This is a genomic window from Gemella haemolysans (assembly GCF_012273215.1).
GTDB lineage: Bacteria > Bacillota > Bacilli > Staphylococcales > Gemellaceae > Gemella > Gemella haemolysans_A.
The window spans coordinates 1261506-1280944 of record NZ_CP050965.1 but is presented as its reverse complement, the minus strand read 5'-3'; the positions used below and the strand labels follow the sequence as shown (position 1 = coordinate 1280944).

33 protein-coding genes are annotated in these 19439 nt (G+C 29.9%); 31 read left to right on the top strand and 2 right to left on the bottom strand.

What is annotated here, in order from left to right; translation table 11 throughout:
* Position 1: 1 nt before the first annotated feature.
* The 8 genes from nadD to FOC48_RS10140 all read left to right on the top strand — a co-directional run bounded on the left by nadD (position 2) and on the right by FOC48_RS10140 (position 5235).
* Complete coding sequence (nadD, locus tag FOC48_RS06070; RefSeq protein WP_003147121.1) at positions 2-610, top strand: nicotinate (nicotinamide) nucleotide adenylyltransferase; 609 nt, start codon at positions 2-4, stop codon at positions 608-610.
* Positions 585-1454: a bis(5'-nucleosyl)-tetraphosphatase (symmetrical) YqeK gene (gene yqeK / locus FOC48_RS06065; RefSeq protein ID WP_003147120.1), complete on the top strand. Its 870-nt coding sequence runs from the start codon at positions 585-587 to the stop codon at positions 1452-1454. The genes nadD and yqeK overlap by 26 nt, the downstream gene beginning before the upstream one ends.
* A 19-nt stretch (positions 1455-1473) precedes the next feature.
* Entirely contained in the window at positions 1474-1812 is a 339-nt protein-coding gene (gene rsfS / locus FOC48_RS06060; protein WP_003147119.1) for a ribosome silencing factor, read from the top strand.
* Between the two features lies 1 nt (position 1813).
* Positions 1814-2533 carry a class I SAM-dependent DNA methyltransferase gene (locus FOC48_RS06055; protein WP_172497893.1) on the top strand — a complete coding sequence of 240 codons (720 nt, stop codon included), beginning with the start codon at positions 1814-1816 and terminating at the stop codon, positions 2531-2533.
* A 1-nt stretch (position 2534) separates the two neighbouring features.
* On the top strand, positions 2535-3170 hold the full coding sequence (locus FOC48_RS06050) for a GyrI-like domain-containing protein (RefSeq protein WP_003147116.1): 636 nt from the start codon (positions 2535-2537) through the stop codon (positions 3168-3170).
* Between the two features lie 106 nt (positions 3171-3276).
* Positions 3277-3711: a CopY/TcrY family copper transport repressor gene (locus FOC48_RS06045; RefSeq protein WP_003147115.1), complete on the top strand. Its 435-nt coding sequence runs from the start codon at positions 3277-3279 to the stop codon at positions 3709-3711.
* A gap of 14 nt (positions 3712-3725) precedes the next feature.
* Positions 3726-4499 (top strand): SDR family NAD(P)-dependent oxidoreductase, encoded by a 774-nt coding sequence (locus FOC48_RS06040; RefSeq protein ID WP_003147114.1) that lies wholly within the window; start codon positions 3726-3728, stop codon positions 4497-4499.
* A 172-nt stretch (positions 4500-4671) separates the two neighbouring features.
* Positions 4672-5235, top strand: coding sequence for a metallophosphoesterase (locus FOC48_RS10140; protein WP_003147113.1), 564 nt, complete (start codon positions 4672-4674; stop codon positions 5233-5235).
* Here FOC48_RS10140 and FOC48_RS06030 read toward each other — a convergent pair.
* Positions 5228-6616 (bottom strand): recombinase family protein, encoded by a 1389-nt coding sequence (locus FOC48_RS06030; protein WP_003147112.1) that lies wholly within the window; start codon positions 6614-6616, stop codon positions 5228-5230. The two genes, FOC48_RS10140 and FOC48_RS06030, sit on opposite strands and share 8 nt — an antisense overlap.
* Positions 6617-6670: 54 nt before the next feature.
* Positions 6671-7408 carry a S24 family peptidase gene (locus FOC48_RS06025; protein ID WP_003147111.1) on the bottom strand — a complete coding sequence of 246 codons (738 nt, stop codon included), beginning with the start codon at positions 7406-7408 and terminating at the stop codon, positions 6671-6673.
* Between the two features lie 179 nt (positions 7409-7587).
* On the opposite strand from FOC48_RS06025, the gene FOC48_RS06020 reads away from it, so the two are divergent.
* From FOC48_RS06020 to FOC48_RS05915, 23 genes are all read left to right on the top strand, one after another.
* Entirely contained in the window at positions 7588-7797 is a 210-nt protein-coding gene (locus FOC48_RS06020; RefSeq protein WP_003147110.1) for a DUF739 family protein, read from the top strand.
* Between the two features lie 42 nt (positions 7798-7839).
* A complete protein-coding gene (locus FOC48_RS06015; RefSeq protein WP_003147108.1) occupies positions 7840-8046 on the top strand; it encodes a hypothetical protein in 207 nt (68 codons plus the stop codon).
* Positions 8046-8177 carry a hypothetical protein gene (locus tag FOC48_RS10135; protein ID WP_003147107.1) on the top strand — a complete coding sequence of 44 codons (132 nt, stop codon included), beginning with the start codon at positions 8046-8048 and terminating at the stop codon, positions 8175-8177. Before FOC48_RS06015 ends, FOC48_RS10135 begins: the two co-directional genes overlap by 1 nt.
* The gene (locus tag FOC48_RS06010) at positions 8170-8376 is read left to right on the top strand and encodes a hypothetical protein (RefSeq protein ID WP_003147106.1); all 207 of its coding nucleotides are present in this window, start codon (positions 8170-8172) and stop codon (positions 8374-8376) included. Before FOC48_RS10135 ends, FOC48_RS06010 begins: the two co-directional genes overlap by 8 nt.
* Positions 8369-9046, top strand: a complete 678-nt coding sequence (locus FOC48_RS06005) for a helix-turn-helix domain-containing protein (protein ID WP_172497891.1) — start codon at positions 8369-8371, stop codon at positions 9044-9046. Before FOC48_RS06010 ends, FOC48_RS06005 begins: the two co-directional genes overlap by 8 nt.
* Before the next feature lie 27 nt (positions 9047-9073).
* Positions 9074-9307 carry a hypothetical protein gene (locus tag FOC48_RS06000; protein ID WP_003147104.1) on the top strand — a complete coding sequence of 78 codons (234 nt, stop codon included), beginning with the start codon at positions 9074-9076 and terminating at the stop codon, positions 9305-9307.
* Between the two features lie 36 nt (positions 9308-9343).
* A complete protein-coding gene (locus FOC48_RS05995) occupies positions 9344-9604 on the top strand; it encodes a hypothetical protein (RefSeq protein ID WP_003147103.1) in 261 nt (86 codons plus the stop codon).
* Positions 9605-9678: 74 nt separating this feature from the next.
* On the top strand, positions 9679-10896 hold the full coding sequence (locus FOC48_RS05990; RefSeq protein WP_331271068.1) for a DEAD/DEAH box helicase: 1218 nt from the start codon (positions 9679-9681) through the stop codon (positions 10894-10896).
* Complete coding sequence (locus FOC48_RS05985; protein ID WP_003147100.1) at positions 10862-11179, top strand: hypothetical protein; 318 nt, start codon at positions 10862-10864, stop codon at positions 11177-11179. The genes FOC48_RS05990 and FOC48_RS05985 overlap by 35 nt, the downstream gene beginning before the upstream one ends.
* Complete coding sequence (locus FOC48_RS05980) at positions 11176-11376, top strand: helix-turn-helix domain-containing protein (protein ID WP_003147099.1); 201 nt, start codon at positions 11176-11178, stop codon at positions 11374-11376. The genes FOC48_RS05985 and FOC48_RS05980 overlap by 4 nt, the downstream gene beginning before the upstream one ends.
* Complete coding sequence (locus FOC48_RS05975) at positions 11376-11666, top strand: PDDEXK family nuclease (RefSeq protein WP_196792843.1); 291 nt, start codon at positions 11376-11378, stop codon at positions 11664-11666. Before FOC48_RS05980 ends, FOC48_RS05975 begins: the two co-directional genes overlap by 1 nt.
* Positions 11659-11961, top strand: coding sequence for a hypothetical protein (locus tag FOC48_RS05970; RefSeq protein ID WP_003147097.1), 303 nt, complete (start codon positions 11659-11661; stop codon positions 11959-11961). The genes FOC48_RS05975 and FOC48_RS05970 overlap by 8 nt, the downstream gene beginning before the upstream one ends.
* Positions 11951-13627, top strand: coding sequence for an AAA family ATPase (locus tag FOC48_RS05965; protein WP_003147096.1), 1677 nt, complete (start codon positions 11951-11953; stop codon positions 13625-13627). The genes FOC48_RS05970 and FOC48_RS05965 overlap by 11 nt, the downstream gene beginning before the upstream one ends.
* Before the next feature lie 5 nt (positions 13628-13632).
* Complete coding sequence (locus FOC48_RS05960) at positions 13633-14088, top strand: DUF669 domain-containing protein (protein ID WP_003147095.1); 456 nt, start codon at positions 13633-13635, stop codon at positions 14086-14088.
* A gap of 28 nt (positions 14089-14116) precedes the next feature.
* A complete protein-coding gene (locus tag FOC48_RS05955) occupies positions 14117-15436 on the top strand; it encodes a hypothetical protein (RefSeq protein ID WP_003147093.1) in 1320 nt (439 codons plus the stop codon).
* The gene (locus FOC48_RS05950; protein ID WP_003147092.1) at positions 15420-17300 is read left to right on the top strand and encodes a phage/plasmid primase, P4 family; all 1881 of its coding nucleotides are present in this window, start codon (positions 15420-15422) and stop codon (positions 17298-17300) included. Before FOC48_RS05955 ends, FOC48_RS05950 begins: the two co-directional genes overlap by 17 nt.
* A gap of 265 nt (positions 17301-17565) precedes the next feature.
* On the top strand, positions 17566-17886 hold the full coding sequence (locus FOC48_RS05945; RefSeq protein ID WP_003147091.1) for a hypothetical protein: 321 nt from the start codon (positions 17566-17568) through the stop codon (positions 17884-17886).
* Between the two features lie 7 nt (positions 17887-17893).
* Entirely contained in the window at positions 17894-18103 is a 210-nt protein-coding gene (locus FOC48_RS05940; RefSeq protein ID WP_254263170.1) for a hypothetical protein, read from the top strand.
* Positions 18104-18222: 119 nt separating this feature from the next.
* Positions 18223-18420: a hypothetical protein gene (locus tag FOC48_RS05935; RefSeq protein ID WP_035467000.1), complete on the top strand. Its 198-nt coding sequence runs from the start codon at positions 18223-18225 to the stop codon at positions 18418-18420.
* Positions 18421-18645: a hypothetical protein gene (locus tag FOC48_RS05930; protein ID WP_003147088.1), complete on the top strand. Its 225-nt coding sequence runs from the start codon at positions 18421-18423 to the stop codon at positions 18643-18645.
* Between the two features lie 19 nt (positions 18646-18664).
* Positions 18665-18850: a hypothetical protein gene (locus FOC48_RS05925; protein WP_172497890.1), complete on the top strand. Its 186-nt coding sequence runs from the start codon at positions 18665-18667 to the stop codon at positions 18848-18850.
* Positions 18840-19064 carry a hypothetical protein gene (locus FOC48_RS05920; protein ID WP_003147085.1) on the top strand — a complete coding sequence of 75 codons (225 nt, stop codon included), beginning with the start codon at positions 18840-18842 and terminating at the stop codon, positions 19062-19064. The genes FOC48_RS05925 and FOC48_RS05920 overlap by 11 nt, the downstream gene beginning before the upstream one ends.
* A gap of 3 nt (positions 19065-19067) precedes the next feature.
* Positions 19068-19433, top strand: coding sequence for a YopX family protein (locus tag FOC48_RS05915; RefSeq protein ID WP_003147084.1), 366 nt, complete (start codon positions 19068-19070; stop codon positions 19431-19433).
* The last annotated feature ends 6 nt before the right edge of the window (positions 19434-19439 follow it).

Below are 19439 nucleotides of genomic sequence, written 5' to 3'. Positions count from 1 at the left end.
GATGTCAATTGCACTTTATGGAGGTAGTTTTGATCCAATACATATTGGACATTTAATTACAGCTGAAAATGCACTAGAAACTTATAATTTAGAAAAAATTATCTTTATACCATCATATATTACACCCTTAAAAGGCCGAAAATTGGAGGCTAGTGATAAGAATAGATTTGAGATGACTAAGCTGAGTGTAAGAGATAATTTAAAATTTGAAGTTAGTGATTATGAAATCTCAAATGAAGGGATAAGTTATAGTTATAATACCGTTAAGTATTTTAGTGAACTATATAAAAATGAAAAAATCTATTTTATTATTGGAACAGATAGAGCGAAAGATTTAAAAAGATGGTATAATATAGAAGAACTATCTAAACTTGTAACATTTATTTTTGTAGCACGAGACGAAGAGGATTTGTATGAGGTAGTAAATGGAGATGTATTTTATAAATCTATAAGTTATGAGATAATGAGGACTCCAATAATAGAGATAAGTTCTAGTTTAATTAGAGATAATTTAAAAAATAAGAAAAGTATTAAATATATGATCACTGATGAATGTAGGTCATATATAGAGGAGTTGAGTTTATATGGAATATCAAGAAATTCAAAATAGAGTAAAAGAAATATTACCAGAAAAAAGATACGAACACACTTTAAGAGTTGTGGAAGTGGCGAAACATTTAGCAGAAATTTATGGGGCAAGTTTGGAAAGAGCAGCATTAGCAGCTTTAGTTCATGATGTTTGTAAACCTATGGATGAAGTATTAATGAAAAAATATGTAATTTTACATAATTTAGATGTTAATTTATTAGATTATCCTGTAGAGGTTCTTCATGGACCAGTAGCAAGTGCATATATCGAAGAAGAATTTGGTGTTGCTGATGAAGAGGTTAAGCTTGCTGTTGCAAACCATACTTTCGGTAGAAAGCACATGACGCTACTAGAAAAAATAATCTTTATCGCTGACTATATTGATCCACAAAGAAAACACCCGCATTTAGCTGAAGTGACAGAAGTATCTCAATATGATCTTGATGAAGCGGTTAGACTTGCGGCAAAATATACATTAGTTTACTTAATTGACAATGATGAAAGAATTTATCCTTCATTATTAGAATGTTATAACTACTATAATATTAAAAATTATCGTGTTGGATTTAAAGAAAAAAATAAAGACAAAATCTTAACAGATGAAAAAACAATCACTATCAGAAATAAGAGTGAAGCTCATTTCAAGAAAGGTGATTTATTAGAAGCTACAACTTATGAAGATCCAGATACAGTGTTTGCTACATTAGAAGTTGATTTAGTTAAACCTGTAACTAGAGAAACATTAACAGAGCGTTACGCTAAATATTACGGAGTTACTTTGGATGAGTTAATCGAAAAACTTGCGAAAAGATATCCAGAAGATGACGTACTATACGTAGTAATGTTCCATATTATAAAGAAATAAATAAAGAAAGAGGATGAAAATGGAAGTAGAAAACTTATTAAAAATTGTTGTAGATGCATGTGACGATAAGCACGGATATGATATCGTTGCTTATGATTTAACACAAGCAGGAGTATTATATGATTATTCTGTAATCTGTCATGCACCTTCAAATAGACAAGTAGAAGCAATTGCACAAGAAGTTAGAGAACAAGTATTAGAAAATGGTGGAGAAATTCACAGCACAGAAGGTTTAAGAGAAGCTAAATGGGTTCTTATGGACTTAGGTGATGTTGTAGTTAACATTATGACACGTGATGATAGAGAATACTATGAATTAGATTCATTATTTGAAAAATACCCTATAAAAGGTGTTTAATATGTATGAAAATTTAAGTATTGTTTATGATAAACTAATGGATGTCAACTACGATGCTTATAGAAATATTATTAATCAAGAATTAGAAGATAGAAGAAATCTTCTAGTTCTTGATTTAGGTTGCGGTAGTGGAACGATGCTACCAACACTGAAAAAATATGGAGAAGTGTTTGCAGTAGATAATAGTGAACAAATGTTAGCGATAGCGAGTGAAAAAGTTCCAGGTTGTAATTATTTTGCGATGGATCTATTAGAAATCTTATCGTTAAATATAGAATTTGATTTTGTTTTAAGTGCATTCGATGTATTTAATTATTTATCAGATTTTGAGGAATTTAAGCAAGGATTAAAAGAGGTTTATTCATCTTTAAAAGAAGGCGGAAAATTTATTTTTGATATTCATACTCCTAAAAAAGTTGTAGATATGCTAGAAAAACAAGTTTTTGGGTATGAAGATGAAGAAATTAGTTATCTATGGTTCACATATGAAACAGAAAATTCGTTAGAGGTGGAAAGTGAACTGTCATTTTTTATAAAAGAGAATAATGGATTATATAGAAAACTTGAACAGTTCCATTTACAAAGAACTTATGAAATAAATGATGTCCTTGGAGAAATTCAAAATATTGGATTTAAAGTGAAAGATTATTTCTGTGATTTTGATAAGAATAATAAAAATTACTCTGAATCAGATCGAATAATCTTTATTTTGGAGAAATAAAATGGCAGTAGATTTCAAAAAAACTCTTAAGCATTTATATGCACCTAAAACTAAACCAAGTATTGTAAATGTAGATAAGGCTAATTATATAGCTGTTAGGGGATGTGGTGATCCTAATGATGAAAATAGTGAATATAAAAAATCAATAAGTTTATTATATCCTGTAGCTTACGCGATAAAGATGAGTAAAAAGGGAGAGTATAAAATTCCTGATTACTTTGACTTTGTGGTACCGCCATTAGAAGGTTTTTGGTGGCAAGATGGAATAGAAGGTGTTGATTATGCTAATAAACAAAATTTCAAATTTATTTCATTAATAAGAATCCCAGATTTCGTTACAAAAGAAGTATTTGATTGGGCGATTAAGCAGGTGACAGAAAAGAAAAAAGAAGATTTTTCATCGGTTGAATATTTCACTTATGATGAAGGACAATGTGTGCAATGCATGCATATAGGCCCATATGATTCAGAGCCAGAAACTGTTGCTAAGATGCATGAATATATGATTTCTGAAGGTTATGAGTTAGATATAAATGAGACTAGATATCATCATGAAATTTATATTTCAGATGTGAGAAAAACAGTACCGGAGAAACTTAAAACAGTAATAAGACATCCAATTAAGAAAAAATCTTAAACTTGATTTTAGCATTGCTAAAATCAAGTTTTTTATGAATTGACATTATATGTTTAACATAGTATTATAGTTACAGATGTAACTGAGAAAAAAAGGATGAATGGAAATGGATATTAATATTTCAGAAGCTGAATGGGAAGTAATGCGAGTAGTCTGGAGCAATAAAGAAACTACAAGTAAATTTGTAATAGATACTCTAGGTGAAGAAAAGTCTTGGACTCCTTCAACTATTAAAACTTTACTTTCAAGGTTAGTAGAAAAAGGTTTTTTAGAAACAAGAAAACAAGGTAACAAATTTTTATATTCAGCAAAATGTGTAGAAGATGAGTGTTTAGAGATATTAACACAGAATTTTTTAGAAAGAATTTGTGAAAGAAGAACACATATAATTGTTAAGAATATAATTGAGAAAGATAATTTGAGTAAAAGTAATATTGATGAAATTATTGAATTATTACAAGAAAAGAGAAAAACTGCAGCTGAAGTTATTACCTGTAAATGTCTAAAAGGACAATGTAGTTGTGCTGCAAAACATGGTTAAAAGAGGGATGTAAAATGGAAACTGGTAAACAAAAAATACTAATCACAGGAGCTTCAAGTGGTTTAGGTCGAGAATTAGCTCATCAATTCGCACAAAAAGGAAACGTGGAGTTGATATTAGTTGCCCGTAGAAAAGAAGCATTAGAAAAAGTTGCTAAAAAGTGTAGCGCCTTTGACAATGTAAAAACTAGAGTTTATAGCGTTGATATTGGTTCGCAGGATCAAGTAGAACAGTTACTTTCTTCTATTACAGATATCGATATTCTTATTAATGGTGCAGGATATGGTATTATGAAAGACTTTAGCGAATTTAGTGATGCTGAGGTAGTTAATATGTTTGATACAAATGTAATTGGAACTATTCAATTGACTACAGAAATAGCTAAGAGAATGAGAGAAAGAAAATCTGGAACAATAGTTACTATTGCTTCATTAGCAGGTAAAATTGCAACGCCAAAAAGTTCTGTATATTCAGCAACTAAATTTGCATTAATTGGATACTTCAATTCTTTACGTTTAGAACTTAAAAAAGATAATGTTCACGTTATGACAGTAAACCCAGGGCCTGTAGCTACAAATTTCTTTAATATAGCTGATGAAGATAAGAGTTATCAAAAAGCTATGGGTGGTAAAACATTAACACCTAAACTTGTTGTAACAAAGATAATAAAAGGAATTGAAACAAAAAAACGCGAGGTAAATTTACCGTTTAAATTAGTTGTTGGTGTTAAAATTAGTCAATTATTCCCAAGGTTAAGTGATCGAATTTTAGCAAATATGTTTAAATAACAAAGAATAAATAAAAATCAAGGTTAGAAGAATCTAATCTTGATTTTTAATTTTATTCTAAAGTTTTTATTTTAAAAAAATCCGTTTTTTAATCGTTATCATTATTTCATACAGATTTTAGTATTGAAAAACTCGTACATTTATGATATTATGTAAATTATAAATTACAAATATGAAAGCGAGAAAAAAAGTTATTATGAAGAAAAAAAATTACACATTAGCGTCAGCTACAATAGTAGGATTAGCAATTGCAACTTCAGGGGGAGTAGCATTCGCAGATGAGACGCAAGGAAATACTTCGTCGTCAGCAACAACTACGCAGACACAGCCAACAGCACCAGCTTCTGCTTCTGCAACAGCATCAGAAAAAGATTTAGTATTAGTTCATACTAATGATGTTCACGGGCGTATCGTAGAAGAAAAAGGTCGTGACAAAACTACATCAGTTGTTGGGGATGCAAAATTAGCTACAGTAATTGAAAATGAGCGTGCTAAAAAAAATCAAACAACAGTAGTTTTAGATGCAGGGGATGCTTTCCAAGGTTTACCTATCTCTAACTCAACTAAAGGAGAAGCTCGTGCGGAAATTTTAAACAAAATGAATTACGATGCTATGGCTGTAGGGAACCATGAATTTGACTTTGGGTTAGATGAAGCTAAGAAGTATAAACAAATCTTAAAATTCCCACTGTTAAGCTCGAATACAGATGTGCAAGAGAGGGACGTTTTTATTTAAAAATAATATCAACGATATTAAATATATATCGTCTTTGAGTTTTCACTTTCGTTGCCGTTACGTTAACTTTTATAGTTTTAATTATAGTGTTTAAAAATTCTATTTTTTCTTCGATATCCATTACTGAATACAACTTTTCAAAATTAACCATAAGATCAGAAATGTTATTTTGCTTTTTCGAATTTTCAACTATTGTATTATATTCATTTTCTTCTTTCTTGATTAACTCAATTTGTTCGTTAACCTCATTTTGTAATCTCTCTAATTCTTCATCAGTTAGTAATTCATTCAACCACGCTTTTTGCAGTTTGAATTTTTTACTTTCAAGATTATCTAATATTTTTGAATAATCTTTCTTTTCAATTTCTTTTTGTTCAAATTTTACTTTAAAATCATACTTTAAATATTTTAAAAAAATCTTTTCAAAATTTCCTTCTGATATTGAAAAATTTTTACCTTGCAGCATGCAAAAATTACATTTGTAAAACAATATTTTTATACCGCTTTTTCTTTGCTTTCTAGAGTAGGTTAAACGTCGATGACAGCATGGACAAGAGATAAGACCACGGAATAACGCTGGTATTTTATTTCTGCCACTTTTAGAACTATGGCTTTTTCTTTCAGTCAACATATTGATTATTTGTTGTCTTTCATTGTCTGTTATATAGGGTTCGTGAGTGTTTTTAACCAGTACTCCCATTGTTTCCATGTGACCACAATACACAATACTTTTTACTAATCTACCTATAAAAGCCTGTTCCCACTTTTTTATACCATCAAACCCATTAGCTTCTAATAATTTAACCATCTCATTCAAACTTTTTCCCTCAAGCATTTTCTTGAATATAAATTCAACACAATCTTTAGTTCGTTCATCTTTGATTAGTTGACCGTCCTTTTTACGATAACCGAACGGTGCCATTGCTAAAAATTTACCGTTCTTAAGTGCTTGCTGCTTACCTGCCATCATTCTTTCCTTAATCGTTTCACGCTCCAATTGTGCAAATGTTGATAGCATACCTATAGTTGCCATTCCCATTGCTTGTGACGTGTCAAAGTTTTCAGATAAGCTAATTAAATTAACGTTATTCGGTTTGAACAAGTCTTCGATAAGATTCATGGTGTCTTTAATCGAACGTGACAATCTATCCAATTTATAGATTAATACTACATCTATCTTATCAATATCTTTCTTTAATTTATTTAATGCTGGACGGTCAGCTTTTGCACCACTTACTCCAGCGTCCACATACTCACCAACCACTTTATACTCATGCAATTGGCAATATGCTTTTAATTTATCTATTTGAAATTCTAGTGAGTTACCATTTTCAGCTTGCTCTTGAGTTGATACTCGGGCGTAAATTGCTACTCGTTGCATATTAATATCCTTTCTGGTATAATATACCTATATACTGTGATAACAAGCCCTTGATTAAGGGCTTGTTTTTATTTTACCTACGATTTTACCAATTATTTTAAAGTGCTTTTCTAAAGGTAAAGAAATAGTTATAACAGGGTATTCATCATTAATAGGTACTAATTTAATACTGTATTCATTATAGAATACCTTTCTTATATAGATATCTTTATCGCACTCTATTAAATAAATTTCCCCATATTTAAAATCATATCCAAAAGTTACCATCAATCTTTCATCAGTTCGATAAAGTGGCAACATTGAATTATCCATCATCGTTGCTACGATATCATAACTATCAGCTTGATAAGAAGCCTCTAGCAATATATCAGAGTACTGCAATAATGATTGACGTTGTTTATCTTCGAGTTTATCGTAGTTTGAAATGATATTACCAATAGTCGTATCATTTGGGTATTTTTTTTCAAGATACTTCACATCTAACGCTATTTTATCTGATTGATTAACCATATCAAAGTGCTTGTACAATTCTGATTTAGTTAATACTGCATCTTTTGGAGCGTCAAAACCATTTAACCATTGTTCAGAAACTTTTAAAGTTTTAGCTAATAGTCTTACTTTTTCTTTATTCGGCTCATTTCTACCGCTTATATAATGAGATAAGTTAACTTTATTTAATTTTATATTCATTTCTTTTTGGTAATACTCAGACTGCCGCAAGATATCGATAGGGCGTAAATTACGTTCACTCATTATTTGTTTTAACCTATCTCTAGTGGTTGCTACTTTCATATTAAAAAACCTCCTTTCATTGCTTGATATATATATTATATTATAATGAAGAAAAAAAGTAAACAAAAAAAGTTAAAAAATGTTAACAAAAACTATTGACTTTTTAAAAAGTTAACTGTATAATTAAATCACAAAGTTAAGAAATGTTAACTTTTAAATAAAGAACGGAGGTGAAATATATGGCACCACGCAATAAACATGCGAAGTTACAAAAACGTATCACTGATGTTTGTAAAGCTAATATAAACTTTGCTATCCTCATGGGAATGTCAAACGTTACTCTTGTTAAGAAGTTAAAAGATGACGGGATTTGGACTACCGAAGAGATCAATAAAGCTTGTAAGATTTTACAAATACCAATATCAGAAATACCATCATATTTTTTTTAAACCATTAGTTAACAAATGTTAACGAAAGAAAGGAGCAAAAGAATGGTAAAAGAAAAATTAAAAGAACTTATTAAAGAATACAAGCATATCGGAGATGAACTTTCACAACAAGAGTTAAAACATTACGATTTAGTAAACGAAGGTAAAACTCAAGAGGTGTTAACAGTTGGAAATAAGTCAGATGAACTAAATAAACAACTTGAAAATAAATTTGATGAAATCATGGAGTTTATCGAGGAGAACGTTTAATGAAAGTTACAGTTGCAACTAATGCTCCACTATCAGATGTAGCGTTGGGAAATTTAGAAAAATTTCTAAGTAAGTTTTTCACTAAGCATCCAGATAAATTAAAAGTAATTAGAGGTGAACAAAGTGGATAAAATGAGAAAACGAAAATTCAACACTTATTACTGGACATGTATTGTTGTAGCAGTATGTTTGCTAATAGTTAGCAATATTGAGTGGGAAAGGATTATATCTGGACTTATGGCTTCGATAGCTATTCCGTTTTATGGATTTGATGAAAGAGGAGCCTATGCTTTCCCAGATGGTGATGAGGATGATTTGGAAAGTGAGTAAGAAGAAACAAAACATAGCAATAGAAGATTTCAAAAAGATGGTATTTACAAGAATGGTACACCTAAAAATGAGTAATGAAGAACTTGTTAAATTAAGTGGTGTTACCAATTCAAAAGTGTACGCTTTGAAATATGGAAATAACAAAAGTATTAAACTAGATGAAATTATTAAAATTGCTAAGGCTTTGGATATAGATTTAAACAGATTGAAAGGAGACCAAAAAATGCGAGGTTTTGAATTAATTGAGGGAATGAACGGTGAATTACCAATCAAAGCCACAATTCATAGTGCAGGGGTTGATTTTATAGCTAGTGCTGATATTACAATTCCAGCTTTCAGATTTAAAGGTAGAGCAACATTAGTACCTACTGGAGTTAAAGCCTTTATGCAGCATGATGAATATTTACAAATATTCGCTAGAAGTAGCATACCAGTAAATTTAGGGTTAATCATGAGTAACGGCGTAGGAATTGTAGACGCTGATTATTATAACAACCCTAAGAATGAGGGACACATTATGATTGAGTTTACCAACCTAACCAACAAACATATCATGATTGAAAAAGGCACTAGAATTGCCCAGGGAATTTTTAACAAAGTATTACCAGTAACGCACGGTGTACGCCTTAAAAACGATACTAGAAATGGTGGGTTTGGAAGTACAAACTAATACTTTTAACAACAAGGAGAACAAACAATGCAAGTAACAATAGATAAAGATATTTTAGAACTTTTAGATTCTTTAAACGTTTCAGAGGATAAATTAGAATCTACAATTAACATTTTACTTATTGAGGGGATCGATTCAATAACTTCAAATGAAATATTTATAGAGAGTGAGAAAAAGAAAGACTTAATAAAACTTAAAGTTATGGAATTAAAACTGAAGTATATGCGTAAAACGATAGAAATATTGAACAATGATTATTAAACTACACCAACAATACGAAAAGAGGTGGAGCAAATAATGAGAGTAGCAGAAGTTAGAATCAAAGGTTTCTTTGGAGAAACAAGCCTTTCCAGTTATTACTTTTTCACAGATTACAATGACCTCTTAAAAGGTGATGCGGTGTTGGTAATTAGCAACGGACTACAGTTGGCTGTATTTGAACAATATGTAAAAACTGATTTTAAACCCGAAAAATTTATTGTTTCTAAAATATCCGAAAGAAGAATTCGAAACAAACTTTTATCTCTAAAAATGAAAAGAGGTGATTTTAATGTCTAAAGTAAAATTGCACCCACACCAAGAAAGGGCGATAAAAGCTGCTAAAGGAAGAAACAAAGTAGCTTATTACTTAGATATGGGTTAACGGATTAGGTAAAACATTCGTAGCTAGTGAGCAAGCTAAACTATACAAGAATGATGTAATACTGGTTATTTGCCAAAATTCCAAGGTTAGTGACTGGAGCGAACATTTTGAACAGTTTTACGAAAATAAAGTATTTGCTATTACTAACGTAAAAATATTACAAAACTATCTAAAATATACTGGTAAAAAAGTAGCAGTAATTAACTATGAGAAAACATATCGTGAGAATTACAAGGAACTTTTGAAACTAGAAAACTTTACACTAATAATCGATGAAAGTTCAGTATTAGGAAATAGTAAAACTAACATATCAAAAACAGTACAGAAATTAAAATTTAAAAATCTGATCTTATTATCTGGTACTCCAACTAGTGGTAAGTATGAGAAACTTTGGACACAACTTAATTTATTAGGTTGGGAAATCAAAGAAAATAAATTTTACGACCAATTCTTAAATAGAACTTTACTGAAAAGGTTCGGGAGAACATTTTATCAAATTAATAAAAATGAACCTTATAAAAACGTAGATAGGTTGAAACGTAAAATGAGGGAATACGGATGTGTATTCATGAAGACAGAAGAAGTTTTTGACCTACCAAAACAAAATTTTATTGAAATGAAAGTTAAAAACGATAAACATTATAAGGAATTTGAGAAACATGCTGTAGTTGAATTTAAAAGTAAGCTATTTGGAGAAGTTGAATATGTTGGAGATACTCAACTAAAAGAAAGGTTATTTTTAAGGCAACTGGCAAGCATACATAACGAGAATAAGAAAGAAAAATTAAAAGATATAATCAACTCAACTGAGGGAAGATTAATCATATTTTACAATTTCAATCATGAAAAAGAAGCGATTAAAAGTTGTATTCCAAAAGATAGACCAATTTCTTATGTTAACGGAGAATTGGTTGATAAAGAAAACTATAACAATGCTGATAATTCCATCACGCTTATGCAATATCAAGCAGGAGCAAAAGGACACAACATGCAAAAGGCAAATCACCTGATCTTTTATTCACCAACTGAAAAATGTGAGGACTACATGCAAAGCATTAAAAGGATTCACAGGATAGGACAGGAGAAACCTTGCTTCTATTACAAGTTAGTTGTTCAAAATTCGATTGAAGAAGATATTTATAAAGCATTAGAAAGAGGAGAAGATTATACCAATGAGCTATTCAATACAAGAATTTCAAGAACGTAACCTAGATTTATTTAACCAAGTAAGAGATATAGAGAATAAACGAAAATATTTAGATGAAATATCGAAAGCAGTTAAAGGTAAGCTATTAGATGCCATGCTAGAAGCTGAAATAAAATCAATCGACAATGATTTTATTAAAGTTATGGTAACAAACCCTAGTGAAAGTGTATCTATTGACTTAAAAGAATTTCAAAAGAAAGAACCAGTAGCGTATGCGGAACTATTAGAGGATTATCCAAAAGTTACAAGACGCTCTGAAAGTTTGAGAATCACACTAAAATGATTAACAGATTAAAAGAAGCAAGAAAAGCTAGAGGGTTAACACAAAATGAAGTTTGTAAACTGGTTTTTATAGACCAAAATTCATTATCACTATTTGAAAATAACCACCGTTTACCAAAGTTAGATATGGTTGAAAAACTAGCTAAATTATACAATGTTAACCCAGCATGGCTGGTTGGATGGAGTGATGAAAAATGATGAGTGAGAAAGCATTTGAAAACAAAATAAAGAAATTCTTAAAAGAAAAAGGTTGTTATTTCCTTAAATATAACCCTGAGTATTTTGGAATAAAAGGCACACCCGATTTATTAATTTGCTGCAATGGTTACTTTTTAGGTATTGAGGTAAAACGTGAAACGGGAAAGCCTAGCAAATTACAACTGAAGAAAATCGAAGAAATAAAAAACGCTGGAGGAATTGCCATGGTGCTTTATCCTAGTGGTTTTGAGAAATTTAAAAAATTAATAGAGGAGTTATGGAATGAATAAAGCAAAAGTACAGATCCAAAAAGGTTACGGAGATTATACAGATAAATTTTACATTTTTTACACTGATATTATAGGTTTAAGAGCTGGAGATATTGTAACAGTATTAACTAAATACGGTATCCAACTAGCAGTATTTATTGAATATGATACTTCAAACTATGAACCTAACAATTTCTTAATAGATAAAATTAGCGGTTCAGAAATTATACTTAGAAAAAAAGAACTGAAAGATAAGTTAATCAATTCTAAATTAAAAGAAATGAATGACTTTATAGCTAAAATTCATGCGCTATAGTTACTCAAGAGTATCATTATTTGAACAATGCAAGTATGCTTTTCAATTTAAGTATATTTTTGAAATAGATACGATACCTAACCTTGAAGCTAATAACCCGTTAATAATTGGTAGTGCGGTTCACGGTGGAATCGAGGGAAAGGACTTTGAAAAATTATATCTTGATAACTTCCCAAAAATAACTGATCTTCATGTTAATGAATTAATTAAAATGAACGTGCAAGTTGACCGTGTAATCAGAAAATTAAATGCCTTTAATTGTGAATACGAGGTTGAAATAGCAACAGATAACTTCTTAGGGTTTATCGATTTAGTTATCCACAATAAAGACGGTAGTGTGAGTATATTTGATTTTAAATACTCAAATAACGTTGAAAATTACTTAAATTCAAGGCAGTTGCATATTTATAAATACTACTATGAAAAAATCTTTAATAAACCAGTAAAAAGCTTAGGTTATATCTTTATACCAAAAACTTTTATTAAGCAAAAGAAAACAGAAGACTTGCACGGCTTCAGAAAAAGAATTGTAGCAAGTTTAGAACAACCATTTATTAAATATGTTGAATATGATGAAACAAAAGTAAATGAGTTTTTCAAAATTATTGAAAAAATAGAAAATACAGATTTTAAGGGGTTATTTCCAAAATGTAATAATCCACATTGTGAATATTGTAGAGGAGAAAATTATATGTTTAAATTACCAGAAAATAAAAAACGTGAAAAGGTTATTGACACAAAGCCAGACTTATGGATTTATGCTGATAGCTATGTTGGAAAATCAACTTTCGTAGATAAATTTGAGGACCTATTATTCATCAATACAGATGGAAATACTGACAATACAGAAAGCCCGTTTGTACTAATTAGAAATGAGAAGAAACAAGAGGGACGTTTAATTAAAACTAAATTCGGTTGGGAATCATTCCTGGAAGTAATCGACAGTTTAGAAACTCAAGAGAATACTTTTAAAACAATAGCTATTGACTTAGTAGAAGATTTAAGAGATTTATGTAGATTATACATTTTTGATAAGTACAATTGGGAACATGAATCTGATGGTGGATTTGGTAAAGGTTGGCAAATGGTAAGCAGTGAATTTAATACTGCTATGAAGCGATTAAAAAGCTTAGGTTATCAAATAGTTTATATCTCAAAAGAAAAACGTGAAGAAGTTAAACTTAGAAACGGAAATACTAGAACGATCTTTACGCCTAACATTGATGATAAAACAGCTAACGTATTAAGTGGTACTGTAGATTTAACAGTTAGAGCGTTTATTGATGAAGAGGGTAAACGTAAATTACAACTGAAGAAAGTAAATAATGCATTTGGTGGAGGTAGATTTAATTTTAAACGTGATTTAATCGACCTAGATATGAATGAGTTTAAAGAAGCGCTTATCGAAGCACAAGACGGGGTTAAAAGTAAAGAGGTTAAAGAAGTGAAAGAAACTACACCGCCAGACACTTCAATTCCAGATACTGTAGAAACTGAGGTAGTAGTGGAGGAGAAACCAAAACGAAGACGTAAGACTAAACCAGCTGAAGAAGAATTATTTGTAGTAACAGACGATGATGGAAATGAAGTAGTTAACCCGTTCACAGAAGAAGTAGAATTAGAAAAAACAGAAACTAAAACTAGAAGAAGACGCAGAGGAGAATAAGAACAATGGCAATCGATTTTAGCAAATATGACAGAGAAGTAGATTTAGAGGGATTAAAAGAGGACACTCAAAAGGCAATTGAAAACGGTGGAGAATTCGAAGAAGTCCCCCCAGGTACTTATGAGGTGGCAATATCAGAACTTGAACTTACTATGAGTAAGAGCGATAAACCGATGGTTAAAATTTGGTACACAATTTTAAGTGGAGATTATGAAAATAACAAAATTTTCCAATACCAACTAGTGGATAAAGGACAAAAACTGGCCATTATTAAGCCATTGCTTGAAAAGTTATCTGATGGAGAAATTGAAGTATCATTTGAATCATTCGCACAGTACGCAAACTTAATTGATGAAATTAAAGAATTTGCTGAAGAAAACTCACTAGAATATTCACTTGAATATGGTGAGAACAAAAAAGGTTTTAAAACTTATAAAATTTTAGAGGTATTCGAGGGTTAACCGCCCTCGACCTCCACGGAGGTAAACAATGATATTTTATTACATTAAAAACAGTGATCTTCACATTGCTGATTTTAATACTAAAAAGAATTTAATCATAGATAACAATGATGATTTAGATAAGTTTATCAAAAGAAATAAAAAGGAAATATGGATAACGTACGACCAAGCTGACCATTTAAAGAATGTAGTTACAGTTTATGATTGTAAAGATAAGTATTCAATACAGTATAAAATGAATAGTTACAACGTAAAGACGGAGCTTGAAGCAGTAGTTGAAACGTTCTTTGAAAATATCGATACTTACAAGTGTAAAATGGCGTTAATCAATGAATTTAAACTACCTAAATATTTAATAAACTCAAGCATTGCTAGTATTACTGCTTATGCAATAGGTGGCACACCTTGTTACAAAGATGAGTTTGATTTTATGAAATTAGATATATTATTCAAATACTCACACGTTAGAAACTTTTTTATGAATAATAATAACTATTCGCAAAAGTACAAAACTATGATAGCAGGTGTTGAACATACTTACGGTTACGGTGGTTGCCATGGTGCAAGGAAATCTTACTGCAGCAGTAAACCTGTTTTAGTAATCGATATTGAAGCCTTTTATCCTACGATGTTAAATAGGTTAGGTTATTTTAATATTAAGAAAATCTCACGTGCTAAATATATTCACGAACAGAACCTAAAATTAAAAGGTAAACCTGAAAGACTACCTTACAAACTAGCTGATAATAGTATCGTAGGTAACTTTAAGAATAAATTTAGTGATCTTTACAATCCTAGAGCAAGCAATACTATTTGTGTTAACGGACAACTATTAATCACATTATTGATTGAAATGTTAGAACCTCATATTAAACTAATTCAAACTAATACTGATGGAATTATTATTGAATATGACGACTTCGACACAATAGATCGAATTTGCGAAAAATTCGAAGATTTAACAAGGTATAATCTAACATTTACTTGTTACGATAAAATTTATCAGAAAGATGTTAACAATTATTTGCTTATAGGGGACGAAATAAAGGCCGTAGGGGAGCTTAAAGAGTGTTCGGAGGGCAATTATACCGAAAGTATAATAAAACGCTCTATGCGTGCTTATTTGACGTCTGGTGAGAAAATAGCAAAAACTATTAATAATTGTAAAGAAGAACGTGAATTTCAAATACTAGCAAAGCCAGATTATAGAGTTTTCGCAAATTGGTACGGTCGACCTATTAAGGGTGTATTTTCTTTTGATGTATCTAATCAATTTAAGTACTATGATGAAAATTGGTACATTTCAGAAGCGATTAGGAGGGTTAAAAAGTATGGAGTCACTTTATAGAGGATACGTCAAAACGAATGGTAAAAGCTCGCTTGATAAATTTAAAAACGGTGAAGAACTCCGAACACTTGAAGAAGTAAAGAAACTAAAATCATACGGTGGTGTACTTAGGGACGATGTAATTCTTATCGATGTAGACGATGAAGAAAGTTCTGAAAAACTAATGAACCTTGTTGAAGAAAAGCAACTTAATTGTAAAGTTTATCAAACTTCAAGAGGAAAGCATTTTGTTTTCAAAAACAAAGGTGTTACAAAAAATTATACTAACGTTAATTTAGCGATAGGAATTAAAGCTGATATTAAAGTAGGTTTAAACAATTCTTATCAAGTGCTTAAAAAAGATGGTGCTGAAAGGTTTGTTGAGTGGGACAGCGATACTTACGATTCATTACCTAAATATTTAAGACCTATTAAAAGTAGTTACGATTTTGGGAATTTGCATGAGGGAAGCGGAAGGAATAGCACGCTATTTAAGTATATCTTAACGCTTCAAAGTTATGATTTTGAGAAAGAAGAAGTTAGGGAAACAATAAGATTAATCAATGATTTTATACTAGATGAACCTTTATCAGAAAATGAAGTTGATGTGATCTTAAGAGACGATGCCTTTTCTGAAGAGATATTTTACAAAGAAGGAAAATTTAACTATCACAAGTTCTGTAAATTCTTAATTAGTAATCATAACATTAAGCGAATAAATGGTAATTTACATGTTTATAAGGACGGAATATATGAATATGGAAATATAGAGCTAGAACGTACTATTTCAAAGTATATGCCGAATTTCACAATTGGACAACGTAGAGAAGCGCTGGCAATGTTAGAACTATTAGTAGAACAAGAATATCAGTTACGTGATTATAACTATATAGCTTTTAAAAATGGCTTATATAACATTAAAACTGATGAATTTATTAGTTTTACACCCGATATTATTATCACTAATAAAATTAACTGGAATTACAACCCTAAAAGTTATGCGAGTTTAACTGATGAAATTTTAAACAACTTAGCTATTAATAACAAAGAAATCAGAATGTTAATTGAGGAAATGATTGGTTACACATTCTACAGGCGTAATGAGTTGAGGAAAGCTTTTATTTTAACAGGACAGAAGCAAAACGGGAAGAGTACATTTCTTAATATTTTAAAAGAATTATTAGGAAGTAAAAACACTTCAGTATTAGATATTAAACATTTAAATGATAGATTTTCAACAGCAATGATGGTTAACAAGTTAGCTAATATTGGTGATGATATCTCAAATAAAAAACTATATGATACTGAACAATTCAAGAAAATTGTATCTGGTGAAAAAATCACAGCTGAACAAAAAGGGCGTGATAAATTTGAATTCACTCCTTACTGTAAGTTGATTTATAGTGCAAATAACATTCCTAAATTAGGTGATGGAGATGACGCACCTGCGGTATTAAGTAGGTTGGTTATTGTGCCTTTTAAAGCTTACTTTGATAGTAGTAGTCCTGACTATAAGCCGTTTATTATTGATGATTTAATAACCGAGGAAAGTATGGAATATTTAATCAATCTGGGGCTTGCTGGACTTAAACGAGTTTTAAAGAACAGGAAATTTACTGAAAGTGAATATACTAACCGTGAATTTGAAGAATATAAAAACGAGATTGACCCTGTAAGCGAGTATTTAGAAACGTTGAATGCTGATTTAATCGTTAATGAAATGTCAGGTAAAATTTATTCGGAGTATATGGAATATTGCATGCGTGAGGGCTATGAAAATATACCTATTAATGCTTTCACTAGAAAAGTAAATAACTTTTTTAATCTGACAACAAAAAATAGACGTGTTGACGGTATGATTGTTAAAACTTATGTAAAAAAATAGGTGTTACGATATTGTTACGATGTTACGATATTGTTTTTAAATATAGTAACACCTTTAGAATATTGGTACAAGTGGTTTTTCAAGAGGTATGTTACGATGTTACGATATTTTCTCAAATCTTTATATAGTAGTAGTTATATATTATATATATAAATATTAAAGAAAATACTATATATATAATATATATAGTAACATGAAAATTATTATGAAAACTCATAAGAACAACTTTAAAGCGTGTTACGATATTTTTAACGGAGGAAGAAAAATGAACAAGCAACAAAGAGTAAGACGTGAAATGGAACGTCACAAGATGGCAAATTACATTGCAAAAGAAAGACAGGATGTGTTCATCCAGTCAATTTTAATACTAATGTACACATTGAGAAATGATTATAATTTTGGACAAAAGAGAGTTATGGATTTTATAAGCAAATTCCTTGATAATATGACAGATTTTAAATTAGGTAAATATTACACTAGAGAAATGCTTATTGAAACGTTAGAAACTGAATTAAGTTTAAATGTAGAACAATTTATTAAAAGTGAGGTGTTAAAGACTTATGAAAGGTTTCAAAAAGGAGTTTAATTTACCGTTGTTTTTAATAACGTTAGGAATGCTGCTAATAATGTTTACTGTTGGATTAGTGGTTGGAACATATATTGCTAGTGATAATATCGAAAAGTTGGCAAATGAAAATATTAGAAAACAACGTTTGATAGAACAACAAAAAGATAGGATAAGAGAGTTACAACTATTTAAGCAACAACAAGAGATTAAAGGGGGACAACCTTTTGAGATTTAGATTTATTGAAAAATTATTTTGTAAACATGAGTGGGTTTGGATACCTTATGAACATAATTTCTGTGATTATTATTACTGTAGAAAATGTAGCAAGGTTAAAAAGATATAGGAGGTTAACAATGAAATTAAAAATAGCTAATTTTAAAGATATAGATAACCTATTTATTGAATATAAAGGTTACACAATTTCTTTTTCTCTTAAACAATTAGAATACAACAATAACTTAGGAATTAGAATTGAAACTGAGCAAGAAAAGGAAAGGCTTATTGAAATTTTAGAGGTATTTCAAAAAAACTTAGAAAGGTTGGAGTTTTAAATGAGAAATTTGAAATATATAGCGAAGATTGAAGAAAGTAGTGATATTTTAGTAGATGAAATTAATACTTTTATTGACTCAATGTTGCTAGAAAGTGAATATATTATTGATGTTAGAATCGTTAAGATTGGTGAATATGAATATCCAGGTTATGAATATGATAGTAGGAATAAAGATTGCCAGTTAATGGCGTTATTGTATATTGGGGAGGATAAAAATGAATAAAAAATATAAAAAAAATAATTTGACAATAAAATTTAAAAGTGGCGAAGATTTAACAATGGCAATTAATGGTAATGACTTAAATGAAATATTCGCCTATTGTCACGGATTCCGTAACAGTAAGTTTGTTGATTTAGGGCGAGAAGTGATCAACGTAGATATGATTGAATATTTTGTTTATGACGAGGTAAAAGAAGATGAACTATAAAGAATTAGAAAACGCGATTAATTTATTAAATGAAACAAAAAAAATCGATATGATGATAGAAGATATTGTAGATTATAACTATGTTGAAATTGAAACTGAACACGATACAAGTTGTTTTGGAGAAAAACATCAACAAAAATTTATAAATGTTCTAAAAGAAATTAAAGAAGAAATAATTAAAGAATTAAATGAGCTAGGGGTTACGGAGGAATAAGTTATGAAACAACCTAAAGTATATATTAAGTATTTGAACAAAGTATTAGAAGTAGAATCAATTAATTTTGATACTAAAGTAGTTGTGGTTTACGATGAAAGTTGTAACATGTATAGATACATTGGTTTTGAAGATGTTGAATTCATGGAAAATACAGGATTAAAAGATAAAAACGGTGTAGAAATACATTTAGGAGATATTGTTGAGATATTAGAAAAGCATTTTGAAGTGAAATACAAATCTTTTAAAGGTTTTGTAATTGAAAGTGAAAAACATATTGATTGCATATATTTATCATTAGAAGCAAATAATGAATCAGCATGTGTAGTTGGTAACATTTACGAAAATAAGGAATTGTTGGAGGATTAATTAATG

Excerpts from the sequence above, each read along its gene's own strand:
- FOC48_RS05965 (WP_003147096.1), top strand. The coding sequence starts at position 11,951 with ATGCGCTATAGTTACTCAAGAGTATCATTATTTGAACAATGCAAGTAT.
- FOC48_RS06030 (WP_003147112.1), bottom strand. The coding sequence starts at position 6,616 with ATGCAACGAGTAGCAATTTACGCCCGAGTATCAACTCAAGAGCAAGCT.
- FOC48_RS05985 (WP_003147100.1), top strand. The coding sequence starts at position 10,862 with ATGAGCTATTCAATACAAGAATTTCAAGAACGTAACCTAGATTTATTT.
- FOC48_RS05980 (WP_003147099.1), top strand. The coding sequence starts at position 11,176 with ATGATTAACAGATTAAAAGAAGCAAGAAAAGCTAGAGGGTTAACACAA.
- FOC48_RS06000 (WP_003147104.1), top strand. The coding sequence starts at position 9,074 with ATGCAAGTAACAATAGATAAAGATATTTTAGAACTTTTAGATTCTTTA.
- FOC48_RS10140 (WP_003147113.1), top strand. The coding sequence starts at position 4,672 with ATGAAAGCGAGAAAAAAAGTTATTATGAAGAAAAAAAATTACACATTA.
- rsfS (WP_003147119.1), top strand. The coding sequence starts at position 1,474 with ATGGAAGTAGAAAACTTATTAAAAATTGTTGTAGATGCATGTGACGAT.
- FOC48_RS06040 (WP_003147114.1), top strand. The coding sequence starts at position 3,726 with ATGGAAACTGGTAAACAAAAAATACTAATCACAGGAGCTTCAAGTGGT.
- FOC48_RS05955 (WP_003147093.1), top strand. The coding sequence starts at position 14,117 with ATGATATTTTATTACATTAAAAACAGTGATCTTCACATTGCTGATTTT.
- FOC48_RS05930 (WP_003147088.1), top strand. The coding sequence starts at position 18,421 with ATGAGAAATTTGAAATATATAGCGAAGATTGAAGAAAGTAGTGATATT.
- FOC48_RS06020 (WP_003147110.1), top strand. The coding sequence starts at position 7,588 with ATGGCACCACGCAATAAACATGCGAAGTTACAAAAACGTATCACTGAT.
- FOC48_RS06015 (WP_003147108.1), top strand. The coding sequence starts at position 7,840 with ATGGTAAAAGAAAAATTAAAAGAACTTATTAAAGAATACAAGCATATC.
- FOC48_RS05935 (WP_035467000.1), top strand. The coding sequence starts at position 18,223 with ATGAAATTAAAAATAGCTAATTTTAAAGATATAGATAACCTATTTATT.
- FOC48_RS06045 (WP_003147115.1), top strand. The coding sequence starts at position 3,277 with ATGGATATTAATATTTCAGAAGCTGAATGGGAAGTAATGCGAGTAGTC.
- FOC48_RS06050 (WP_003147116.1), top strand. The coding sequence starts at position 2,535 with ATGGCAGTAGATTTCAAAAAAACTCTTAAGCATTTATATGCACCTAAA.
- FOC48_RS05975 (WP_196792843.1), top strand. The coding sequence starts at position 11,376 with ATGAGTGAGAAAGCATTTGAAAACAAAATAAAGAAATTCTTAAAAGAA.
- nadD (WP_003147121.1), top strand. The coding sequence starts at position 2 with ATGTCAATTGCACTTTATGGAGGTAGTTTTGATCCAATACATATTGGA.
- FOC48_RS05970 (WP_003147097.1), top strand. The coding sequence starts at position 11,659 with ATGAATAAAGCAAAAGTACAGATCCAAAAAGGTTACGGAGATTATACA.
- FOC48_RS06055 (WP_172497893.1), top strand. The coding sequence starts at position 1,814 with ATGTATGAAAATTTAAGTATTGTTTATGATAAACTAATGGATGTCAAC.
- FOC48_RS05945 (WP_003147091.1), top strand. The coding sequence starts at position 17,566 with ATGAACAAGCAACAAAGAGTAAGACGTGAAATGGAACGTCACAAGATG.
- FOC48_RS06025 (WP_003147111.1), bottom strand. The coding sequence starts at position 7,408 with ATGAAAGTAGCAACCACTAGAGATAGGTTAAAACAAATAATGAGTGAA.
- FOC48_RS05950 (WP_003147092.1), top strand. The coding sequence starts at position 15,420 with ATGGAGTCACTTTATAGAGGATACGTCAAAACGAATGGTAAAAGCTCG.
- FOC48_RS05995 (WP_003147103.1), top strand. The coding sequence starts at position 9,344 with ATGAGAGTAGCAGAAGTTAGAATCAAAGGTTTCTTTGGAGAAACAAGC.
- yqeK (WP_003147120.1), top strand. The coding sequence starts at position 585 with ATGGAATATCAAGAAATTCAAAATAGAGTAAAAGAAATATTACCAGAA.
- FOC48_RS05920 (WP_003147085.1), top strand. The coding sequence starts at position 18,840 with ATGAACTATAAAGAATTAGAAAACGCGATTAATTTATTAAATGAAACA.
- FOC48_RS10135 (WP_003147107.1), top strand. The coding sequence starts at position 8,046 with ATGAAAGTTACAGTTGCAACTAATGCTCCACTATCAGATGTAGCGTTG.
- FOC48_RS05915 (WP_003147084.1), top strand. The coding sequence starts at position 19,068 with ATGAAACAACCTAAAGTATATATTAAGTATTTGAACAAAGTATTAGAA.
- FOC48_RS05960 (WP_003147095.1), top strand. The coding sequence starts at position 13,633 with ATGGCAATCGATTTTAGCAAATATGACAGAGAAGTAGATTTAGAGGGA.